Raw genomic sequence first — 17,546 nt, 5'->3', positions numbered from 1 at the left:
CGCCCGGTGACCCAAGGTGCTTTCGAGTTCGCCGCGGCCGACGTGGTCGTCCTGGCCACCGCGGGCGGTACGACACTCGCGCTCACCCACAGCCTGGGGATCGCGTGGGAGGGGCGGGAGCGGCGCCCGGTCACGGTCACGGGGTGTCGGGGTGTCGGGGTCGTGTACGAGAAGACGGCCGAGCCGGTCCCGGCCAACCTGCGGCTGGTCTACGGCGACATGGGCGAAGTCCTGGACCACACAGACCTGTTGGTGACCGTCAGCTCGACGGACGCCCTGGAGTCGATGCACCACGGCGTCCCGACCGCGATCCTCACCGACTTCGGGGTCCGCGGTTGGGGTCTCCCCCGCTCGAACGGAGCCGAGAGGTCGGGGAAGCACGGCAACCACTACTTCGTGCACTCCGGCTGCCTCGCTACTGCGCCGCTGGGGCCAGAACCGACCCGGCACGGAGAGAATCCCGCGCATCTCGCAGATCCGGCGGATCCCGCACATCCCGTACCGGCCGGGTGGGTCAGACCTCCGCGGCGGACGGGGACGGGATCCCCGTGGCCGGCGGGGACCACGGGCGGCCCTGCATCATGGTGCCGAGTCCCGCCCAGGCGAAGTTCATCAGGGTGGCGGCGGCCTGCCGGGCCGAGACACCGGGGGTGACGTTGGCCCACGCGGCCAGCGACTCGGCGGCGCCGACCAGCGCCTCCGCGAGCCCGGCGACCTCCCGCGCGGGCAGCGACGGGTCACGGTGCGCCTCCCGCGCGGCGACGACGATCAACTGCGTGACGAACTGGACCAGTTCCTCGCGCATCGCGAAGACCTCGGCAGCGAAGGGCTCACCGTGTGTACGGGCCTGGAGGTGCAGCACCGCCCAGCCGTCCGGGTTCTCGGCGGTGTGGGTGAAGAACGCCCGCAGCCCTTCCCACAGTTGGCGGTCGGCGGGCAGCCCGTGGCGGACACCGGCGCGGACGGCCGCGGTGAGCGCCTTGGCCTCACGCCGGATGCACGCGGTGAACAGGTCTTCCTTCGAGTTCAAGTACAGGTACACCAACGGCTTGGACACGCCCGCCAGTTCGGCGATCTCGTCCATCGACGCGGCCCGGTACCCGCGCTGCCCGAAGGTCCGTACGGCCGCGTCCAGCATCTGCTGTTCGCGTACCGCGCGCGGCATCCGCTTGTTCTTCACAGCACCCATGCGCCAAGCCTACGAGGGGCCGAAGCCCGGCCGGGCGCACAGCGGTGTCAGGAAGCCTGGTTCGGGGCGCCTTGGGCGGTCTCGTCCAGGACGTCGTCCTCCTGGCTGCGGTTGCGCTCCAGGTTGGCCCTGGCACGGTCCACGCGGGCGACGACCTGGGCCGAGGCGCGGTCGCGCTCCCCGCGCAGGACGACGAAGCTGATCGGCGCGGAGATCACCAGGGCCAGCAGGACGACCCACATGTAGTTGGAGTCGCCGAGGCCGCGCGGGGCGATGCCCGAGTAGACGAGGCCCCAGACGACCACGAGGCAGCCCACGAGGATACCGAGGCGCATCAGTGTGTAGCGGAACATCTCAATCCACTCTTCCGTTCCGAATGTTCCCAAAGAACTCCGTCCAGTGAAGCACGCCGGGACGGCGATCTTGCAGGGGGTCCTCAGTCGCGGAGTGCGAGGGGCAGCAGCATCGTGATGTCGTCCCGTTCGTCGCCGGGCGCGACGCGGATCGCGCCGGGCACCCGGCCGACCTCCTTGTAGCCGCAGGAGGCGTAGAAGCGCTCAAGACCCTCGCCGCCCCGGCAGGTCAGCCGGATCGCCTCGATGCCGCCGAGCGAGCCCGCGGCCTCCTCGGCCGCCGCGAGCAGGTCCCGGCCGTATCCCCTGCCCTGGTGCCGGGGGTGCACCATCACGGTGTACAGCCAGACCCAGTGCCTCATCAGCCGGTGGGTGTTGTACGTGAGGAAGGCGGTCGCGGCGACGCCGCCCTCCTCGTCCCGGCCGACCAGCAGCCGGGTGCGGCCCTCCGCCATGGCGACGAAGTGCTTCACGAGTTCGGGGCGCACGTCCCCGGCGGCCACCGGCGGCACGAAGCCGACGGAGCCGCCCGCGTTCGAGACGTCCACCCAGAGGGCGACCACCCCGTCCCGCAGGGCAGGGGTGACCGCCGGGTCCAGTTCGAAGTGCAGCGGCACGTCAGACCCGCATCGGCTGCGGCGACTCGCGTCGCGCCGGGTCCGGTCCGTCGTACTCGCGGATGATCTCGTACCGCGTGTTGCGCTCGACGGGGCGGAAACCGGCGTCCCGGATCAGGTCGAGGAGGTCGTCGCGGGTCAGCTTGTTCGGGGTGCCGTAGTTGTCGGCGTCGTGCGTGATCTTGTACTCGACGACCGAGCCGTCCATGTCGTCGGCGCCGTGCTGGAGCGCGAGCTGGGCGGTCTGGACGCCGTGCATGACCCAGAAGACCTTGACGTGCGGGACGTTGTCGAAGAGCAGCCGGGAGACCGCGAAGGTCTTCAGGGCCTCGGCGCCGGTCGCCATCTGGGTACGCGCCTGGAGGCGGTTCCTGACCTTGCCGTCCTTCATGTCCACGAAGTCGTGCTGGTAGCGCAGCGGGATGAAGACCTGGAAGCCGCCGGTCTCGTCCTGGAGCTCACGCAGCCGCAGCACGTGGTCGACGCGGTGGCGGGGCTCCTCGATGTGTCCGTACAGCATCGTGCACGGGGTCTTGAGACCCTTCTCGTGCGCGAGGCGGTGGATGCGCGACCAGTCCTCCCAGTGGGTGCGGTGGTCGACGATGTGCTGCCGGACCTCCCAGTCGAAGATCTCCGCGCCGCCGCCGGTCAGCGACTCCAGGCCGGCCTCGATCAGCTCGTCGAGGATCTCCGAGGCCGACAGCCCCGAGATGGTCTCGAAGTGATGGATCTCGGTGGCCGTGAACGCCTTGAGCGAGACCTCCGGGAGGGCCTTCTTCAGCTCGCTGAGGGAGCGCGGGTAGTAGCGCCACGGCAGGTTCGGGTGCAGGCCGTTGACGATGTGCAGCTCGGTGAGGTTCTCGCCCTCCATCGTCTTGGCGAGGCGGACGGCCTCCTCGATGCGCATCGTGTACGCGTCCTTCTCGCCCGGCTTGCGCTGGAACGAGCAGTACGCGCAGGACGCGGTGCACACGTTCGTCATGTTGAGGTGACGGTTGACGTTGAAGTGGACGACGTCGCCGTTCTTCCGCGTGCGCACCTCGTGCGCGAGCCCGCCGAGCCACGCCAGGTCGTCCGACTCGTACAGCGCGATGCCGTCCTCGCGGCTGAGCCGCTCACCGGCCCGGACCTTGTCCTCCAGCTCGCGCTTGAGCCCGACATCCATGCGATTACCTCTCCCTGTGACGAATCCAGCCAACCGTACTCCCCCGCCTTCCGGCAGAAGGCCCCCAGCAGGGCCTTCGCGCCGGGGGCGATCCCTACTCCTCCTCGGGCAGCTCTCCGACCCGGTTCTCCCACTTCGTGGAGAGCACGATCGTCGTACGGGTACGGGAGAGGCCCTTGGTCCCGGACAGCCGCCGGATGGTCCTCTCCAGTCCGTCGACGTCGCTCGACCGCACCTTGAGCATGAACGAGTCGTCGCCCGCGATGAACCAGCAGTCCTCGATCTCGCTGAGGTCGCGCAGCCGCCTGGCCACGTCCTCGTGGTCGGCCGCGTCGGAGAGCGAGATGCCGATCAGGGCGGTGACACCGAGACCGAGCGAGGCCGAGTCGACCGTCGCGCGGTACCCGGTGATGACACCGGCCGCCTCCAGCCGGTTGATGCGGTCGGTGACACTGGGTCCCGACAGACCGACGAGGCGCCCCAGCTCCGCGTAGGAGGCCCGGCCGTTCTCCCTCAGGGCCTGGATGAGCTGCCTGTCCACCGCGTCCATGCGATCGAAGCCTTCCACTGAAAAGGTCTGAGAGGTCTTGAGGTGCTGAGATGAGAGGCCTTGAGGTGCTGAGAGGCCCCTCAGGTGGTGTCGGCCCGGGAACCGCTCCCGAGTTCGCCCTTCCACCGGCGGTACAGGTCGTGTTCGACACCCGCCGCGTCGAGGACCCGACCGGCGACGAAGTCCACCAGGTCCTGGATGTGCGTGGCTCCCGCGTAGAACGCCGGCGAGGCGGGCAGTACGGTCGCGCCCGCGTCGTCCAGGGAGACCAGGTGGCGCAGCGTCTGCCCGTTCAGCGGGGTCTCCCGTACGGCGACGACCAGCCTCCGCCCCTCCTTGAGGGTGACGCTCGCGGCCCGCTGCAACAGATCCTTGGAGAGGCCGAGGGCGACTCCGGCGACGCAGGCGGTGGACGCGGGCACGATGAGCATGCCCTTGGCCGGATACGAGCCCGACGACGGCCCCGCCGCCAGGTCGCCCGCGCTCCAGTGCCGTACACCGTCGAGATGCTCCTCGAAGGCGTCGAAGGTGCCGGGCTTGCCGTCGGCGCCCCGCGCCAGCCATTCGCGCAGGTCGCCCTGCCAGTGGGCGTCGCGGAACGGGAGGCCGGTCTCGTCGAGCAGCGTGAGCCGTGAGGCCCTGCTGACGACCAGGTCGACGCTCTCCCCCGCTTCCAGCAACGAACGCAGCACCGCGGCCGCGTACGGCGTACCGGACGCGCCGGACACCCCCACGATCCAAGGCCGGCGCTGCGTCTGTCCTGGCTTCATGATGTCGAGCCTATCCGGCCACCGCCCATGGTCAGACCGTGAGCCCGCGCACCAGCAGATCGAGCAGGGCGCACACGAACAGCGCGATGCCGATGAAGCCGTTGACTTGGAAGAACGCCCGGTTCAGGCGGGTCAGGTCGTGCGGCTTCACGATGGAGTGCTCGTACAGGAACGCGCCCGTGACGATCACCAGGCCGAACCAGAAGAAGACACCCGCGCCGGTGGCCACCCCGTACCAGACGAAGAGCGCCGTCGTCACGGCGTGGCAGGCCCGCGCGCCCCAGATCGCGGCCGGGATGCCGAACCGGGCCGGCACCGACATCACGCCGATCTCCCGGTCGGTCTCGACGTCCTGGCAGGCGTAGATCAGGTCGAAGCCGCCGATCCAGACGCCGACCGCGAGGCCGAGGACGACGGCGTCCCAGGACCAGGTGCCGGTGACGGCGATCCAGGCGCCGATCGGGCCCATCGCCTGGGCGAGACCCAGGATGGCCTGCGGGAAGTTCGTGAACCGCTTGCCGTACGGGTAGACGACCATCGGGATGACGGCGATGGGCGCCAGCGCCAGGCACAGCGGGTTGAGCAGGGCGGCGGCGGCGAGGAAGACGACCAGGGCGACCAGCGCGCCCGTCCAGGCGTGCTTCACGCTCATCGCGCCGGTGACCAGTTCACGATGGGCCGTACGGGGGTTGCGGGCGTCGATCTCGCGGTCGATGATCCGGTTCGCCGCCATGGCGAAGGTGCGCAGGCCCACCATCGCGACGGTGACCAGGAGCAGCTTTCCCCAGTGGATGTTCTTGTCCAGCGCGAACATCGCGGTGAGTGCCGCGATGTAGGCGAAGGGCAGCGCGAACACCGAGTGCTCGATCATGACGAGGCGCAGGAACGCCTTGGTGCGGCCCGGCTGCGGAAGCGCCGCGGAAGCTGAACTCACAGCCCGTACTCCTTCCAACGGCGGTCGACCTTCGCCGCCGTCTCCGGGTCGGACAGCACCATCTCGGGCCAGCCGCCGTCCCGGGTGTAGCCCTCCTCGGGCCACTTCCTCGTCGCGTCGATGCCCGCCTTGCCGCCCCAGAACTGCTGGTAGGAGGCGTGGTCGAGGTGATCGACCGGGCCTTCGACGACGGTGAGGTCACGTCCGTAGTCCGTGTTGCCGAGCGCGCGCCAGGCCACCTCGTGCAGATCGTGGACGTCGCAGTCCGCGTCGACGACGATGATGAGCTTCGTGAGGGACATCATGTGCGCGCCCCAGACGGCGTGCATCACCTTCTGGGCGTGCTTCGGGTACTTCTTGTCGATCGCGACGATCGCACAGTTGTGGAAACCGCCCGCTTCGGGCAGGTGGTAGTCCACGATGTCCGGCACGATGATCTTCAGCAGGGGCAGGAAGAACCGCTCGGTCGCCCGGCCGAGGGGCCCGTCCTCCGTCGGAGGCCGCCCCACCACGATGGACTGGAGCAGCGGCCGCTTGCGCATCGTCACACAGTCGATGGTCAGCGCCGGGAACGGCTCCTGCGGCGTGTAGAACCCGGTGTGGTCGCCGAACGGCCCCTCGGGCAGCGTCTCGCCCGGCTCCAGCCAGCCCTCGATGACGACCTCGGCGTTCGCGGGCACCTGGAGCGGCACGGTCTTGCAGTCGACCATCTCGATCCGCTTGCCCTGGAGGAACCCGGCGAAGAGGTACTCGTCGATGTCACCGGGCAGCGGGGCGGTGGAGGCGTACGTCACGGCGGGCGGACACCCGAAGGCGATCGCGACGGGCAGCCGCTCGCCCCTGCGGGCCGCGACCTGGTAGTGGTTCCGGCTGTCCTTGTGGATCTGCCAGTGCATGCCGATGGTGCGCTTGTCGTGGCGCTGGAGCCGGTAGAGGCCGAGATTGCGGATGCCGGACTCGGGGTCCTTGGTGTGGGTGAGCCCGAGGTTGAAGAAGGAGCCGCCGTCCTCGGGCCAGGTGAACAGGGCGGGCAGGGCGTCGAGGTCGACGTCGTCGCCCCGCAGCACCACCTCCTGCACCGGTGCGTCCTTCACCTTCTTCGGCGGCACGTGCGCCATCGCGCCGAGCTTCCCGAAGGCCTCGCGCACCCCGACGAAGCCGTGCGGCAGCTCCGGCCGGAGCAGTCCGCCGATCTTCTCGGAGATCTCGGCGTACGACTTCAGGCCGAGCGCCTTCAGCAGTCGCCGGTCGGTGCCGAAGACGTTCATCGCGAGCGGCATCGCCGACCCGCGCACGTTCTCGAAGAGCAGCGCGGGCCCGCCCGCCTTCTGCACCCGGTCGACGATCTCTCCGACCTCCAGGTACGGATCCACCTCGGCCTTGATGCGCTTGAGGTCACCCTCGCGCTCCAGCGCCCGCAGCAGGGAGCGAAGATCGTCGTAAGCCATGGGTCCAAGTATCGGCCACCCGCTACCCTGTGCCCGTCACCGGGGGGCCCGTGCCGCCTGCCACCGTTCACTGGGGGAACGTTCAGCCATGCTCAGGTATCTGCCGGTTCTGCTGGTCCTGGCGCTGATGATCTACGCCTTCATCGACTGCCTGAACACGCCGGAGGAGGAGGTCCGAGGCCTGCCCAAGGTGGTCTGGATCATCATCATCCTGCTCTTCGGCGAGATACTGGTCGGTCCCGTCGTCTGGCTCGTCGCGGGCCGGAACCGCCGGGGTCCGGCGGGCGGCGCCACCCCCTCCGAGTGGCACCGCAGCCACCGGACGGCGTTCGTCGCTCCTGACGACAACCCCGAGTTCCTCGCCTCCCTCAAGGCCGAGAACCGCAAGGACGAGGCCGTTCTGAAAGACTGGGAGGCCGACCTGCGGCGCCGCGAGGACGAGCTGAAGCGGCGCGAGGAGCAGAGCAGGTCCGACGAGGAGTCCTGAGAGCCGCGTCATGGAACTGCGCCTGCTGGTCACCTTCGAGAAGGTCGCGACCGTCCTGAGCTTCACCCGGGCCGCGACCGAGCTGGCGTACGCGCAGTCCAGCGTCACCAGTCAGATCCGCGCCCTGGAGACCTCGCTCGGCACGGAACTCTTCGACCGCCTGGGCAGCAGGATCCGGCTGACCGAGGCGGGCGAACGGCTGCTGCCCTACGCCCGGCAGATCATCGAACTGACCGACGAGGCGCGGGCCGCCGTCGTCGGCGCCGAGGAGCCCTCCGGCACGCTCACCGTCGGCACGATGGAGTCCCTCACCTCGTACCGGCTGCTGCCGCTCCTGGAGTTCTTCCACCACCGTCATCCCCGGGTGCGGCTGTCGCTGCGCACTACCATCGGCGACGAGACCCGCCGGGCGCTGCTCCAGGGCACGTACGACGTCGGCTTCCTGATGGAGGAGGGGACCGAGCACGCGGGTCTTGAGGTCGCGGTGCTGGCGGTGGAGCCGCTGGCGCTGGTCGCCGCGCCCGGCGATCCGCTCGCCGGCACGGCACCGGACACCGCCGACCTCATGGGCCGCTCCTTGCTCGCCACCGAACCCGGCTGCGCCTACCGGGACTTGTTCGAGCGAGAGCTCAACTCCCTCGTACCCGAAGGCCCCTCCGTCGACTTCACGGAGTTCGGCACGATCGAGGCGACCAAACGGGCCGCGGCGGCCGGACTCGGCATCGCGCTGCTGCCGGAGGTGGCGGTCGCCGCGGAACTGACGCGGGGCGAGCTCGTACGACTGCGCTGGGAAACGCCGTTCACGCTTCGGACGCAACTGGCGTGGCGGGCCGGGAAGCGGCTTCCGGCTCATGCGCGGCTGTTCGTGGAGCGGGCACGGCAACTGGTGTCCGAGGAGTCCGGCCGGTCCGAGTGATCCGGGCGGCCCGGGGAAGCGTGACCTTCAGGCTGGCCGTCACGATCAGCGGGACGCCGAGGGCCTGCACGAGACCGATGTGGTGGCCGTACACCGCCCAGTCCATGAGCATCGCGACGGCCGGGTAGGTGAAGGCGAGCACGGCGATCTTCGCGGTCGGGAGCTTGGCGTACGCGGCGTACATCAGGACGTACATCAGCCCTGTGTGGACGACTCCGAGGCCGATCAGCCAGCCCCAGTCCGCGCCGGTCCCGCGCATCGCGCCGAAGTCGGCGAAGGGGAGCAGCAGCGGGATGCCGACGAGGACCTGGACGAGCGCGATGAGGTGCGGCCGTACGCCGGTGATGCGCTTGGTGACCAGGGTGGACAGCCCGTAGAGGAGCGCGGCGAGGAGGGCCTGTCCGACGCCGGTGAGATACGGGCCGCCGTGCGCGAAGTCGGCCGGGGAGACGCCCGAGACGAGGACCAGACCGGCGAAGGCCAGCGCGATCCAGCCGGCCTTGGCGGCGGTGAGCCGCTCGCGGAAGAACAGGGCGCCCAGCAACACCACGTAGAACGGCTGGGTGTGGTAGACGACGGTCGCCACGGAGATCGAGGTGTTCTGGTACGCCTGGAAGAGCAGGACCCAGTTGAAGACGATGAACACCCCGCCGAGCGCGGCGAGTCCGAGCGTGCGCGGGGTGAAACCGTGGCCCCGGAAGTATCCCCGAGCCAGCGCGTAGCCGCCGAGGGCGAGCGCGCCGAACAGGACGCGGAAGAAGACGACGTTGAACGGCGAGGCGCCGGACTCGACGACGAAGACGCCGAGGGTGCCGGAGAGCATCATCGCGGCGGTCAGCTGGACGGCGCCCTTGTTCTCGACTGCGGTGGTTGAGGTCATGCCCCGAAGGTAGGAGCGGGGACCGGGGGCGGGCCACGGGCCAGTGGGGCGTCCTGCCGATGCCCCCATCGGCACCGCCGATGTGTGTACCGGCCGACGGGCGGGGCGGACCCTAGCGGGGCGGCTCCTCGCGCAGGACGAGGGCCAGGAGGCCCGGGAAGCGGGCGTCGAACTCCGGTCGGCGCAGCCGGTTGACCCGCTTGGGGCCCTCGTCGCGCTGTTCGACGAGACCGGCGCCGCGGAGCACGGCGAAGTGATGGCTGAGAGCCGCCTTGCCGACGGGCACGTCGAAACTGCCGCAGCTGCGACTCCACTCCGCGGACCCCGCCAGCTCCCTGACGAGCTGGATCCGCACGGGATCGGCGAGGGCGGCGAGGGCCGCCGGTACGGGGACCTCGTCGGGGTGGGTGTGCTCGGGCGCGGCCCGATGACTGGTGCGCTCCGCCACGCCGGCCTCCCTGGTGTTTTCCCGACCCACTTGCCGAGTGTTCGATGAAAACCATACACTCCTGAGTGTTCGCTTTTCATTGAACAGTCTGCGCGGCGCCCCGTCCGCGCGGGCCGTCGGCTGTCCAGCCGAGTACCAGTCGAGTACCAGTCAGGAGTGAGCCATGCGTTCGGTCGAATTCCAGGAGTACGGCGGTCCCGAGGTCCTGCGCGTCGTGGAGGCGAAGGTCCCCGACCCGGGCCCCGGACAGGTGAGCATCGACGTGGCCTACGCGGGCGTGAACTTCGCCGATCTGCTGGCGAGGTCGAAGGGCTACCGCGTACCGCGCCTCCCCTTCGTGCCGGGGCTTGAGGTCTCGGGCCGGATCCGGGCCGTCGGTCCGGAGGTCACGGGACTGCGGGCCGGCCAGGAGGTCGCGGCACTGACGGAGGGCGGGGCGTACGCGGAGGTCACCGTGGCCGACGCCGTGACGGTCTTCCCGCTGCCCGACGGGGTCGGCCTGCGCACCGGCGCCACCCTCCCCACCGTCCTGCCCACGGCGTACGGGCTCCTGCACACGGTGGGGAGGGTCCAGCCCGGCGAGACGGTGCTCGTCCAGAGCGCGGCCGGCGGCGTGGGCACGGTCCTCGGCCAGTTGGCGAAGGCGGCCGGGGCCGGCGCGGTGTACGGCGTCGTGTCCAGCGAGGCGAAGGCCGCGTACGCCCTCGGCAACGGCTACGACGAGGTGTTCGTGGGGTCCTTCCAGGACGAGGTCCGCGCGGCGACCGGCGGCCGCGGAGTGGACCTGGCGCTGGACCCGGTGGGCGGCGAGACCTTCCGGGGGAGCCTCGCCTCCCTCGCCCTCTTCGGCCGTCTGGTCGCCTTCGGCAACGCGAGCTCGGCGGAGCCCTGGACGGTGGGTCAGCCCGAGCTCAACCCCATCGGCCTGTCGGTCGGCGGGTTCTCGATCCTCGGCCTGGCCAGGACGGCCCCGACCGCCCTCCGTACCATCGCCGCCCGCGCGTTCGAGGCCGTGGCCGACGGCACCGTGACCCTGCCGGTGACGGCGGAGTTCGGCCTGGAGGCGGCCGGGGAGGCGCACGCGCTGATGGGGTCGCGGACGAGCACGGGGAAGCTGCTGCTGAGGGTGGCGGATTCGGATCGGTCACGGCCGTGAGTGTCAGACCCCCGGCCTACCCTTCCCCGCCATGACCACTCGCCTCCACGCCACCCGCGCCTCCTACGACACCGTCGCCGCGAGCTACGCCGAGCTGCTCAAGGACCAGTTGGGCGGATCGCTGGACCTCGCGATGCTGGCGGCGTTCGCCGAGCGGGTGCGGGCCGGCGGGGGCGGGGCCGTGGCGGATCTGGGATGCGGGCCGGGGCGGGTGACGATCCATCTGGAGCAGCTCGGGCTGGACGCGTTCGGGATCGATCTGTCGCCGGAGATGGTGGCCGTGGCCCGCAGGGCCCATCCTCATCTGCGGTTCGAGGTGGGCACGATGACCGGCCTCGACCTCAAGGACGGCACGCTCGCCGGAGCCCTCGTCTGGTACTCCACCGTGCACACCCCGATCGACGAACTCCCCGTGATGTTCGCCGAGTTCCGCCGGGTCCTCGCCCCCGGCGGCCATCTGCTCATCGCCTTCAAGGTCGGCGACGAACGCGTCCGCCTGGAGCACGCGTACGGCCATGACGTGGACCTCGACGTCCACCGCTTCCCGCCCGATCGGGTCGCCGAACTCCTGCGGAACGCGGGCCTGTCGGAGGTCGCCCGCCTCGTCCGCGAAGCCGACGAACAGGAGAAGACCCCGCAGGCGTTCCTGCTGGCCCGCAGGCCGGAGAACGACTGACCCACGCCGCCCCGGGGCGAACCCCGCGCGGCAGGAGGGTGCTTCCCCGCGTTGCCCTCGTGTTCCCGCCGCACCAGACTGGAGTCCCGCGGGAGAGTGGGACCCATGGAGCGCATCGATCAAGCACAGGCCCGCGCGTGGCTCGCCACCGCACTGGCGGAGGCCCGCGCGGGGCTCACCGAGGGCGGTATCCCCGTCGGGGCGGCGCTGTACGGCGCGGACGGCACCCTTCTCGGCCGCGGCCACAACCGCCGCGTCCAGGACGGCGATCCCTCGGCGCACGGCGAGACGGCCGCCTTCCGCGCCGCGGGACGGCAGCGGACGTATCGCGGTACGACCATGGTGACCACCCTGTCGCCGTGCTGGTACTGCAGCGGGCTGGTCCGGCAGTTCGGCATCTCCCGGGTGGTCATCGGCGAGGCGGCCACCTTCCACGGCGGCCACGACTGGCTCGCCGAGCACGGCGTACAGATCGTGCTGCTCGACGATCCCGAGTGCACGGAACTGATGCGCGAGTTCATCAAGAACGACCCGGCTCTGTGGAACGAGGACATCGGTGGATGACCCGAGGGCGGGGGCGGTTCCCGAGGAACCAGCCGGTCGCACGAAACCAGTCGGTCCCGAGGATCCGGCCGGTCCCGAGGCATCGACCGTCCCTGCGGATTCGGCGAATCCGGTGGATTCGGCCCTTCCCCGGGAATCCGCCGGGGCCCGCGTCGGCCCGGCGCCCGGTCCCGGCGCCCCGGCGCCGACCCGCATCCCCACCGTCGACCTCCGCCCCTGGCTCTCCGGGGACCCCGGCGCCCGCGCCGCCGTCGCCCGTAGCGTCGACGACGCCCTGCGGACGGCCGGTTTCCTGCTCGTCACCGGCCACGGCGTGGACCCGGAGCTGCGCCGCCGGCTGAGGGACGCCGCCCGCGCCTTCTTCGTACTGCCCGCCGGGACGAAACGGCCGTACGCCGCCCGGGTCGGCGGGCGCGGCTGGCTCGGGCCGGGCGCCGAGGCCAACGGCTACGCGGAGGGCACCGAGACCCCGCCGGACCTCAAGGAGTCACTGACGTTCGCGACGAGCGAGCCGTTCGAGGACCCGGAGACCGACGCGGAGTGGTACGCGCCGAACGTCTGGCCCGCCGAGGCCCCGGAGCTGCGCGAGCTCTGCGAGGAGTACTTGGCGGACATGGCCGAGCTGGAGAACCGGCTGCTGGAGCTGCTCGGCGAGGCTCTCGGCCTCGAACCGGACTTCTTCACACGGCACATGGACCACCCGACGTACGGCTTCAACATCAACTGGTATCCGGGTACGGAGGTCGTCGGCGGGCCGCTGCCGGGCCAGTTCCGCATCGGCCCGCACACCGACTTCGGCACGGTCACCATCCTCGACCGGCAGGCAGGCAAGGGCGGGCTCCAGGTGTTCACGGACGAGGACGGCTGGCAGGACGCGCCCTTCGACCCGGCCGCTTTCACGATCAACATCGGTGATCTCATGGCCCGTTGGACCGGCGACCGGTGGCGTTCGGGACGCCACCGGGTGCTGCCGCCGCCGGCCGACGCGCCCGCCGAGGAGCTGATCTCGCTCGTCTACTTCGGCGAGTGCACACCGGGAACACGGGTCGAGTCGGTGCCCGCCCCCGTGGGCCGCGTCGCGTACGAGCCCGTCGACTCCCATGTCTATCTGCGCCAGAAGCTCGATTCGATCACTGTCGACTGAACGGCGGAACATTTTCGTAAGCGGACCGATGTCGAGCAGACACCGAGCGGCCTATCCCGAACCAACTGCCCCTTCCGCATCTGTTGTTGATACACCTCACAGCAGCACTTCGGACCGGACCGCGGACCAGGGGGAGATGCGGTGCACACAGAACTGCACAGCCGGGAGGCGTTGTTCGACGACGATCCGCCCGGACTCGCGTCACGACTGGTCGGCCTGCGTCCGTACCAGCTCGGCGCCACACCGTACGAACACCCCGCGGAACCACCCTTCGTGGTCTTCGCGGGCGGCCGGGGGCAGGGCAAGACCACCGTGCTCCGCGCCCTGCGCGACGCCTATCGCGGGCACACTCCCATCGCCCTGATCGACGGCGAGGAACGGCAGTTCGCCGCGCCTCCCCCCGAACGTCCGGCGGAGTCCTGGTCGCCGGTCGGGCAGGCGCTCACCACGGCCGCGGAACAGCTCGCCGAACCGGTGAAGGGCGCCGGACGGATCGGCTTCCCACGGCTGTCCGCCGGGCTGCTGGCGGTGGCGGCGGGCGGCTGGAGCGACCGCGAGGTGCCGCGCCTCCGGCGGGAGGCGGAGCGGATCCTGCTGCTCAACGAGACCGACTCCTGGCTGTCGGGGTTCGCGGGGCGCTGGATGAGCAAGGTGATCTCCAGGCTCGTCGCGTCGATGAGCGGTACGGGTCCGGTGGTGGAGCCGGTCATCGAGGCGACCCTGGAGGCGTTCACGGAGGGCGTCTCACCCGCCCACCGACGGCTGCGCAGGGCCGCCACCTGGTACCGGGACTACCCGGGCGCGGGAGGCAGCCCCAAACTGGCGCTGATCCTGCTCTCCCGGCACTTCCGGGCGGGCGGCGACTCCCGCAGGCACGCGGAACGCCATCTCGTGCGGGCGCTGCTGGCCGACCTCGACGACGCCTACGCGGGGGTCGTACAGCGCTCGCACCGGCGCGGACGCCCGGTCCTGCTGATCGACAACGTCCAGGAGCCCGCGGGCCTCGGACTTCTGGAGCCGGTCCTGCGCGACCGCGCCGACGGCATCAGGGACCAGGCCGTGTTCTTCGCCGCGCTCCGGGGATACGCGCATCCGGCGCTGCGCCACGCGGGCCGGCTCGCCCTGCCCGAGGCGGCCCGGGAGACCGGCTGGCGGCCCGGCATCTCGCCGTCCTCGCGGGCGCTGCTCCTCTCGCTGCCGCCGCTGCCCCCCGGCGGCACCCCGCGCGTCGACGAAGGCCGGCCCCGGTGACAAAGGTCACCGGGGCCGGCCTCGGCACTTCCGGGCGGGTCAGACTCCCGCGTAGGAGTGCTTGCCGCCGACGAAGATGTTGACGCCGTAGTAGTTGAACAGCCAGCAGCTGAAGGCGATCAGGGCGATGTAGGCGGCCTTGCGGCCCTTCCAGCCGGCCGTGGCGCGCGCGTGCAGGTGGCAGGCGTAGGCGACCCAGGTGATGAACGCCCAGGTCTCCTTGGGGTCCCAGCCCCAGTAGCGGCCCCAGGCGTCGCCCGCCCAGATCGCGCCCGCGATGATCGTGAACGTCCACAGCGGGAAGACGGCGGCGTTCACGCGGTAGGAGAACTTGTCGAGCGAGGCCGAGGCGGGCAGTCGCTCCATGACGGAGGTGGCGAACCGGCCGGGCTGCCCGCCGTTCACCAGCTTGTTCTCGTACGAGTCCTTGAAGAGGTACATCACCGTGCCGACGGCGCCCACGTAGAAGACGGCGCCGCACAGGATCGCGGTCGAGACGTGGATGTACAGCCAGTACGAGTGCAGCGCGGGAACGAGCTGGTCGCTCGCGGTGTACAGGACCGTGACGGCGAGACCGAGATCGAGGAGGACCGTGGTGATCAGCGGGAGGCCGAGCCAGCGGACGTTCTTCTTCAGCGCGAGCATGACCAGGAACACCGCGACGGCGACCGTGGAGAAGGTGATGTTGAACTCGTACATGTTGCCCCACGGGGCACGCCCCACCGACATGGCGCGGGCGAGCACACCGGCCGCCTCGACGGCCCATGCCAGCACGGTGAGCGACACGGCGATACGTCCGTAGAGGTCACCCTGCTCGTCCCCGCCGTGCGCGCCGGGCCCGTCGGGCACGTCCCGCGCGCCCGCCGCGGACCGGGTGACGACCTTCGGCCGCTCCAGCACGGCGGTGCCGCCGGCCTTCTGCACGGTGACCTCGGGGGCCGCCGTGGCCGCCTTCCCGCCGTTCGCGGTGAGCGCGTTGGCGGTGCGGGCGACCTTGCTGCGGCTGCCGAAGAGCCACTCGGCGATGTAGGCGAAGAAGGCCAGGGTGTAGACGGCCATCGCGGAGTAGATCAGCGTGTTGCTGATGTTGGCGAGGTGTTCGTTGGTCGCGGTGGCCAGATCGGTCACGGCGCCCAGGTCGTGTGCGGTGGCGAGCGTCACTGCTTCTTGGACCCTTCAGCGGCGGGTACGGGGGGTTCGGCGTCGGCGTCGGTGGGTGCCGCGTCTTCGTCGGGCTTGGTGGGTGCCTGTTCGTGCACGAGCGCGGCCAGGTCGCCGAGCTCCTCGGGAAGCTTCGCGGACTCGCTGCGGCCGAGCCCGGCCATCTCGACGACGGTGACGCCGTCAGGGCCGGTGGTCGCCCGCACCCAGACACGGCGGCGCTGGATGAACAGCGAGCCGGCGAGTCCGAAGATCGCGGTGAACGCCCCGGCCAGCGCCCAGTCACTGCCGGGCTGCTGGGTGACCTGGAAGTTCGCCCACTCCTTGATGTCCTTGTCGAAGGTGATCGAACCGGCGCCGCCGGGCAGCGTCATCGTCTCGCCGGGCCGCAGCCGCGCCTTGACGATCTTGCCCTTCGCGTCCTTGAACTGCTTCATGTGGGCGGGGTCGAGCTGGTACACGTTCTGCGGGAGGCCCGCGTCGACCCCGAGACTGCCGTGGAAGCCGCTCAGCGCGAGGACGGGGTAGTCGAGCGCGGGGAACTGGGAGAACATGTCGCCCTTGCCGGCCCCGGCGAAGGTCGGCACGAAGAAGGCGGAGAAGCCGAGCTGTTCGCTCTTCCCCCGCGCGTCCCTGTAGCCGTCCATGACCTTGACGGCGCCCTGCGAGGTGACGTTGGAGTCGAGCGGCAGCAGCGGCACGGCGTCGTGGAAGACGACCTTGCCCTTGCCGTCCCGGACCGTCACGGTGGGCGCGTAGCCGTGGGCGGTGAGATAGACCTTCGTGTCGCCGATCACCAGTGGCTCGTTGACCTTGATGAGCGTCTTCTTGTCCTTGCCGTAGGCGCCCACGCTGTAGGTGACGGCCGCCTGGTACGTGCGGGGCGTGCCCTTGTTGGGGCCGGTCCGCTCGTAGGTGCCGGTGAAGTTCTTCAGGTCGAAGCTGAACGGCGTCAGGTCGTCGGTGCTGAAGAGGTTGCCGGACTTGAAGTCGTCGTAGGACAGCAGCGTGTTGGAGAAGCCGTCGCCCTCGACGATCAGCTTGTCGCCCTCGGACTTGAAGAGCTGGCCCCAGGCGAAGGCGACGAGCATCACGATCAGCGCGATGTGGAAGAGCAGGTTGCCGGTCTCGCGCAGATAGCCCTTCTCCGCGGCGACGGCGTCCTTCTCGACGTGCGCCCGGAACCGCTTCCGCTTGAGCACGTCGAGCGCGATCTCGCGGACCTGCTCGGGCTCGGCCGCGGTGCGCCAGGTCGTGTACGCGGGCAGCCGGGTCAGCCGCTTGGGGGCGCCCGGCGGACGGCCGCGAAGCTGTCCGACGAACTGCCAGGTGCGGGGCACGATGCAGCCGATGAGCGAGACGAACAGCAGGATGTAGATCGAGGAGAACCACACCGAGCTGTACACATGGAACAGGCCGAGCTTGTCGTAGACGGATCCGAGGACGCTGTGCGCGGCCTTGAAGTCCGCCACCTTCTGGGCGTCGGTCCCGGACTGCGGAATCAGGGAGCCCGGGATCGCCCCGAGCGACAGCAGGAAGAGCAGGATCAGCGCGACCCGCATCGACGTGAGCTGACGCCAGAACCAGCGGGCCCAGCCGGTCACCTCGCGGGCGGTCCAGGTGATCCACCCCGCGGCACCGGGCCCCCGGGTGCCGCCGAAGGAGCCGGGCACCGCCGTCTCGACGGGCGCGGTGGACAGCTGCGACCCGGCCTCGCCGAGTTCGCCGTCGGCGCTCACCCCGATGTGCCGCTTGGTGCTCACCGGGTCCGGCGCGCCGTCGTCCTCCGGCGTCGCGGCGGACTCGGACGGGTTGCCGGTGTCGGTCGTGCTCATGG

19 protein-coding genes and 1 pseudogene are annotated in these 17,546 nt (G+C 70.5%); 8 read left to right on the top strand and 12 right to left on the bottom strand.

What is annotated here, in order from left to right; translation table 11 throughout:
• Positions 1–168 precede the first annotated feature (168 nt).
• Positions 169–420, top strand: a pseudogene (locus tag ACZ6KY_RS32300) (DUF6716 putative glycosyltransferase); the annotation flags it as partial.
• A 94-nt stretch (positions 421–514) separates the two neighbouring features.
• Here the strand turns inward: ACZ6KY_RS32300 and ACZ6KY_RS32295 are convergent.
• The 8 genes from ACZ6KY_RS32295 to ACZ6KY_RS32260 form a co-directional block, all read right to left on the bottom strand.
• Positions 515–1,189: a TetR/AcrR family transcriptional regulator gene (locus ACZ6KY_RS32295; RefSeq protein ID WP_469313806.1), complete on the bottom strand. Its 675-nt coding sequence runs from the start codon at positions 1,187–1,189 to the stop codon at positions 515–517.
• A gap of 47 nt (positions 1,190–1,236) precedes the next feature.
• Positions 1,237–1,542 carry a DUF4229 domain-containing protein gene (locus ACZ6KY_RS32290; protein ID WP_469313805.1) on the bottom strand — a complete coding sequence of 102 codons (306 nt, stop codon included), beginning with the start codon at positions 1,540–1,542 and terminating at the stop codon, positions 1,237–1,239.
• An 83-nt stretch (positions 1,543–1,625) separates the two neighbouring features.
• Positions 1,626–2,159: a GNAT family N-acetyltransferase gene (locus ACZ6KY_RS32285; protein ID WP_469313804.1), complete on the bottom strand. Its 534-nt coding sequence runs from the start codon at positions 2,157–2,159 to the stop codon at positions 1,626–1,628.
• A gap of 1 nt (position 2,160) precedes the next feature.
• Positions 2,161–3,324 (bottom strand): aminofutalosine synthase MqnE, encoded by a 1,164-nt coding sequence (gene mqnE, locus ACZ6KY_RS32280; RefSeq protein ID WP_261704864.1) that lies wholly within the window; start codon positions 3,322–3,324, stop codon positions 2,161–2,163.
• A gap of 94 nt (positions 3,325–3,418) precedes the next feature.
• Positions 3,419–3,874 carry an Lrp/AsnC family transcriptional regulator gene (locus tag ACZ6KY_RS32275; protein WP_469313830.1) on the bottom strand — a complete coding sequence of 152 codons (456 nt, stop codon included), beginning with the start codon at positions 3,872–3,874 and terminating at the stop codon, positions 3,419–3,421.
• 80 nt (positions 3,875–3,954) lie between these two features.
• Entirely contained in the window at positions 3,955–4,644 is a 690-nt protein-coding gene (locus ACZ6KY_RS32270) for a UbiX family flavin prenyltransferase (protein ID WP_469313803.1), read from the bottom strand.
• Positions 4,645–4,675: 31 nt separating this feature from the next.
• Complete coding sequence (gene mqnP / locus ACZ6KY_RS32265) at positions 4,676–5,578, bottom strand: menaquinone biosynthesis prenyltransferase MqnP (RefSeq protein WP_469313802.1); 903 nt, start codon at positions 5,576–5,578, stop codon at positions 4,676–4,678.
• Positions 5,575–7,026, bottom strand: a complete 1,452-nt coding sequence (locus ACZ6KY_RS32260) for a menaquinone biosynthesis decarboxylase (protein WP_469313801.1) — start codon at positions 7,024–7,026, stop codon at positions 5,575–5,577. The genes mqnP and ACZ6KY_RS32260 overlap by 4 nt, the downstream gene beginning before the upstream one ends.
• Positions 7,027–7,114: 88 nt before the next feature.
• Here ACZ6KY_RS32260 and ACZ6KY_RS32255 point away from each other — a divergent pair, with 88 nt between their 5' ends.
• Positions 7,115–7,513, top strand: a complete 399-nt coding sequence (locus ACZ6KY_RS32255; protein WP_469313800.1) for a PLDc N-terminal domain-containing protein — start codon at positions 7,115–7,117, stop codon at positions 7,511–7,513.
• A 10-nt stretch (positions 7,514–7,523) separates the two neighbouring features.
• Positions 7,524–8,429: a LysR family transcriptional regulator gene (locus tag ACZ6KY_RS32250; protein WP_469313799.1), complete on the top strand. Its 906-nt coding sequence runs from the start codon at positions 7,524–7,526 to the stop codon at positions 8,427–8,429.
• Here the strand turns inward: ACZ6KY_RS32250 and ACZ6KY_RS32245 are convergent.
• A complete protein-coding gene (locus tag ACZ6KY_RS32245) occupies positions 8,314–9,309 on the bottom strand; it encodes a DMT family transporter (RefSeq protein ID WP_469313798.1) in 996 nt (331 codons plus the stop codon). The two genes, ACZ6KY_RS32250 and ACZ6KY_RS32245, sit on opposite strands and share 116 nt — an antisense overlap.
• Positions 9,310–9,421: 112 nt before the next feature.
• Complete coding sequence (locus ACZ6KY_RS32240; protein ID WP_469313797.1) at positions 9,422–9,757, bottom strand: ArsR/SmtB family transcription factor; 336 nt, start codon at positions 9,755–9,757, stop codon at positions 9,422–9,424.
• Between the two features lie 163 nt (positions 9,758–9,920).
• On the opposite strand from ACZ6KY_RS32240, the gene ACZ6KY_RS32235 reads away from it, so the two are divergent.
• The 5 genes from ACZ6KY_RS32235 (at position 9,921) to ACZ6KY_RS32215 (ending at position 14,548) form a co-directional block, all read left to right on the top strand.
• Positions 9,921–10,913: a quinone oxidoreductase family protein gene (locus ACZ6KY_RS32235; protein ID WP_469313796.1), complete on the top strand. Its 993-nt coding sequence runs from the start codon at positions 9,921–9,923 to the stop codon at positions 10,911–10,913.
• 31 nt (positions 10,914–10,944) lie between these two features.
• Positions 10,945–11,589 carry a class I SAM-dependent DNA methyltransferase gene (locus ACZ6KY_RS32230; protein ID WP_469313795.1) on the top strand — a complete coding sequence of 215 codons (645 nt, stop codon included), beginning with the start codon at positions 10,945–10,947 and terminating at the stop codon, positions 11,587–11,589.
• A gap of 105 nt (positions 11,590–11,694) precedes the next feature.
• Positions 11,695–12,153, top strand: coding sequence for a nucleoside deaminase (locus ACZ6KY_RS32225; RefSeq protein WP_469313794.1), 459 nt, complete (start codon positions 11,695–11,697; stop codon positions 12,151–12,153).
• A 193-nt stretch (positions 12,154–12,346) separates the two neighbouring features.
• Positions 12,347–13,297 carry an isopenicillin N synthase family dioxygenase gene (locus ACZ6KY_RS32220; protein ID WP_469313829.1) on the top strand — a complete coding sequence of 317 codons (951 nt, stop codon included), beginning with the start codon at positions 12,347–12,349 and terminating at the stop codon, positions 13,295–13,297.
• Between the two features lie 141 nt (positions 13,298–13,438).
• Positions 13,439–14,548: a hypothetical protein gene (locus ACZ6KY_RS32215; RefSeq protein WP_469313793.1), complete on the top strand. Its 1,110-nt coding sequence runs from the start codon at positions 13,439–13,441 to the stop codon at positions 14,546–14,548.
• A 39-nt stretch (positions 14,549–14,587) separates the two neighbouring features.
• Here the strand turns inward: ACZ6KY_RS32215 and ccsB are convergent, their stop codons facing one another.
• A complete protein-coding gene (gene ccsB, locus ACZ6KY_RS32210; protein ID WP_469313792.1) occupies positions 14,588–15,709 on the bottom strand; it encodes a c-type cytochrome biogenesis protein CcsB in 1,122 nt (373 codons plus the stop codon).
• Positions 15,706–17,544 carry a cytochrome c biogenesis protein ResB gene (gene resB, locus ACZ6KY_RS32205; RefSeq protein ID WP_469313791.1) on the bottom strand — a complete coding sequence of 613 codons (1,839 nt, stop codon included), beginning with the start codon at positions 17,542–17,544 and terminating at the stop codon, positions 15,706–15,708. Before resB ends, ccsB begins: the two co-directional genes overlap by 4 nt.
• Positions 17,545–17,546 lie beyond the last annotated feature (2 nt).

This window comes from Streptomyces sp. NPDC042002 (assembly GCF_055588305.1).
Note: the sequence above shows the minus strand (reverse complement) of the source record. Positions and strands in the feature narration are given on the sequence as shown.

Excerpts from the sequence above, each read along its gene's own strand:
- ACZ6KY_RS32295 (WP_469313806.1), bottom strand. The coding sequence starts at position 1,189 with ATGGGTGCTGTGAAGAACAAGCGGATGCCGCGCGCGGTACGCGAACAG.
- ACZ6KY_RS32290 (WP_469313805.1), bottom strand. The coding sequence starts at position 1,542 with ATGTTCCGCTACACACTGATGCGCCTCGGTATCCTCGTGGGCTGCCTC.
- mqnE (WP_261704864.1), bottom strand. The coding sequence starts at position 3,324 with ATGGATGTCGGGCTCAAGCGCGAGCTGGAGGACAAGGTCCGGGCCGGT.
- ACZ6KY_RS32275 (WP_469313830.1), bottom strand. The coding sequence starts at position 3,874 with ATGGACGCGGTGGACAGGCAGCTCATCCAGGCCCTGAGGGAGAACGGC.
- ACZ6KY_RS32270 (WP_469313803.1), bottom strand. The coding sequence starts at position 4,644 with ATGAAGCCAGGACAGACGCAGCGCCGGCCTTGGATCGTGGGGGTGTCC.
- ACZ6KY_RS32260 (WP_469313801.1), bottom strand. The coding sequence starts at position 7,026 with ATGGCTTACGACGATCTTCGCTCCCTGCTGCGGGCGCTGGAGCGCGAG.
- ACZ6KY_RS32255 (WP_469313800.1), top strand. The coding sequence starts at position 7,115 with ATGCTCAGGTATCTGCCGGTTCTGCTGGTCCTGGCGCTGATGATCTAC.
- ACZ6KY_RS32250 (WP_469313799.1), top strand. The coding sequence starts at position 7,524 with ATGGAACTGCGCCTGCTGGTCACCTTCGAGAAGGTCGCGACCGTCCTG.
- ACZ6KY_RS32245 (WP_469313798.1), bottom strand. The coding sequence starts at position 9,309 with ATGACCTCAACCACCGCAGTCGAGAACAAGGGCGCCGTCCAGCTGACC.
- ACZ6KY_RS32235 (WP_469313796.1), top strand. The coding sequence starts at position 9,921 with ATGCGTTCGGTCGAATTCCAGGAGTACGGCGGTCCCGAGGTCCTGCGC.
- ACZ6KY_RS32230 (WP_469313795.1), top strand. The coding sequence starts at position 10,945 with ATGACCACTCGCCTCCACGCCACCCGCGCCTCCTACGACACCGTCGCC.
- ACZ6KY_RS32225 (WP_469313794.1), top strand. The coding sequence starts at position 11,695 with ATGGAGCGCATCGATCAAGCACAGGCCCGCGCGTGGCTCGCCACCGCA.
- resB (WP_469313791.1), bottom strand. The coding sequence starts at position 17,544 with ATGAGCACGACCGACACCGGCAACCCGTCCGAGTCCGCCGCGACGCCG.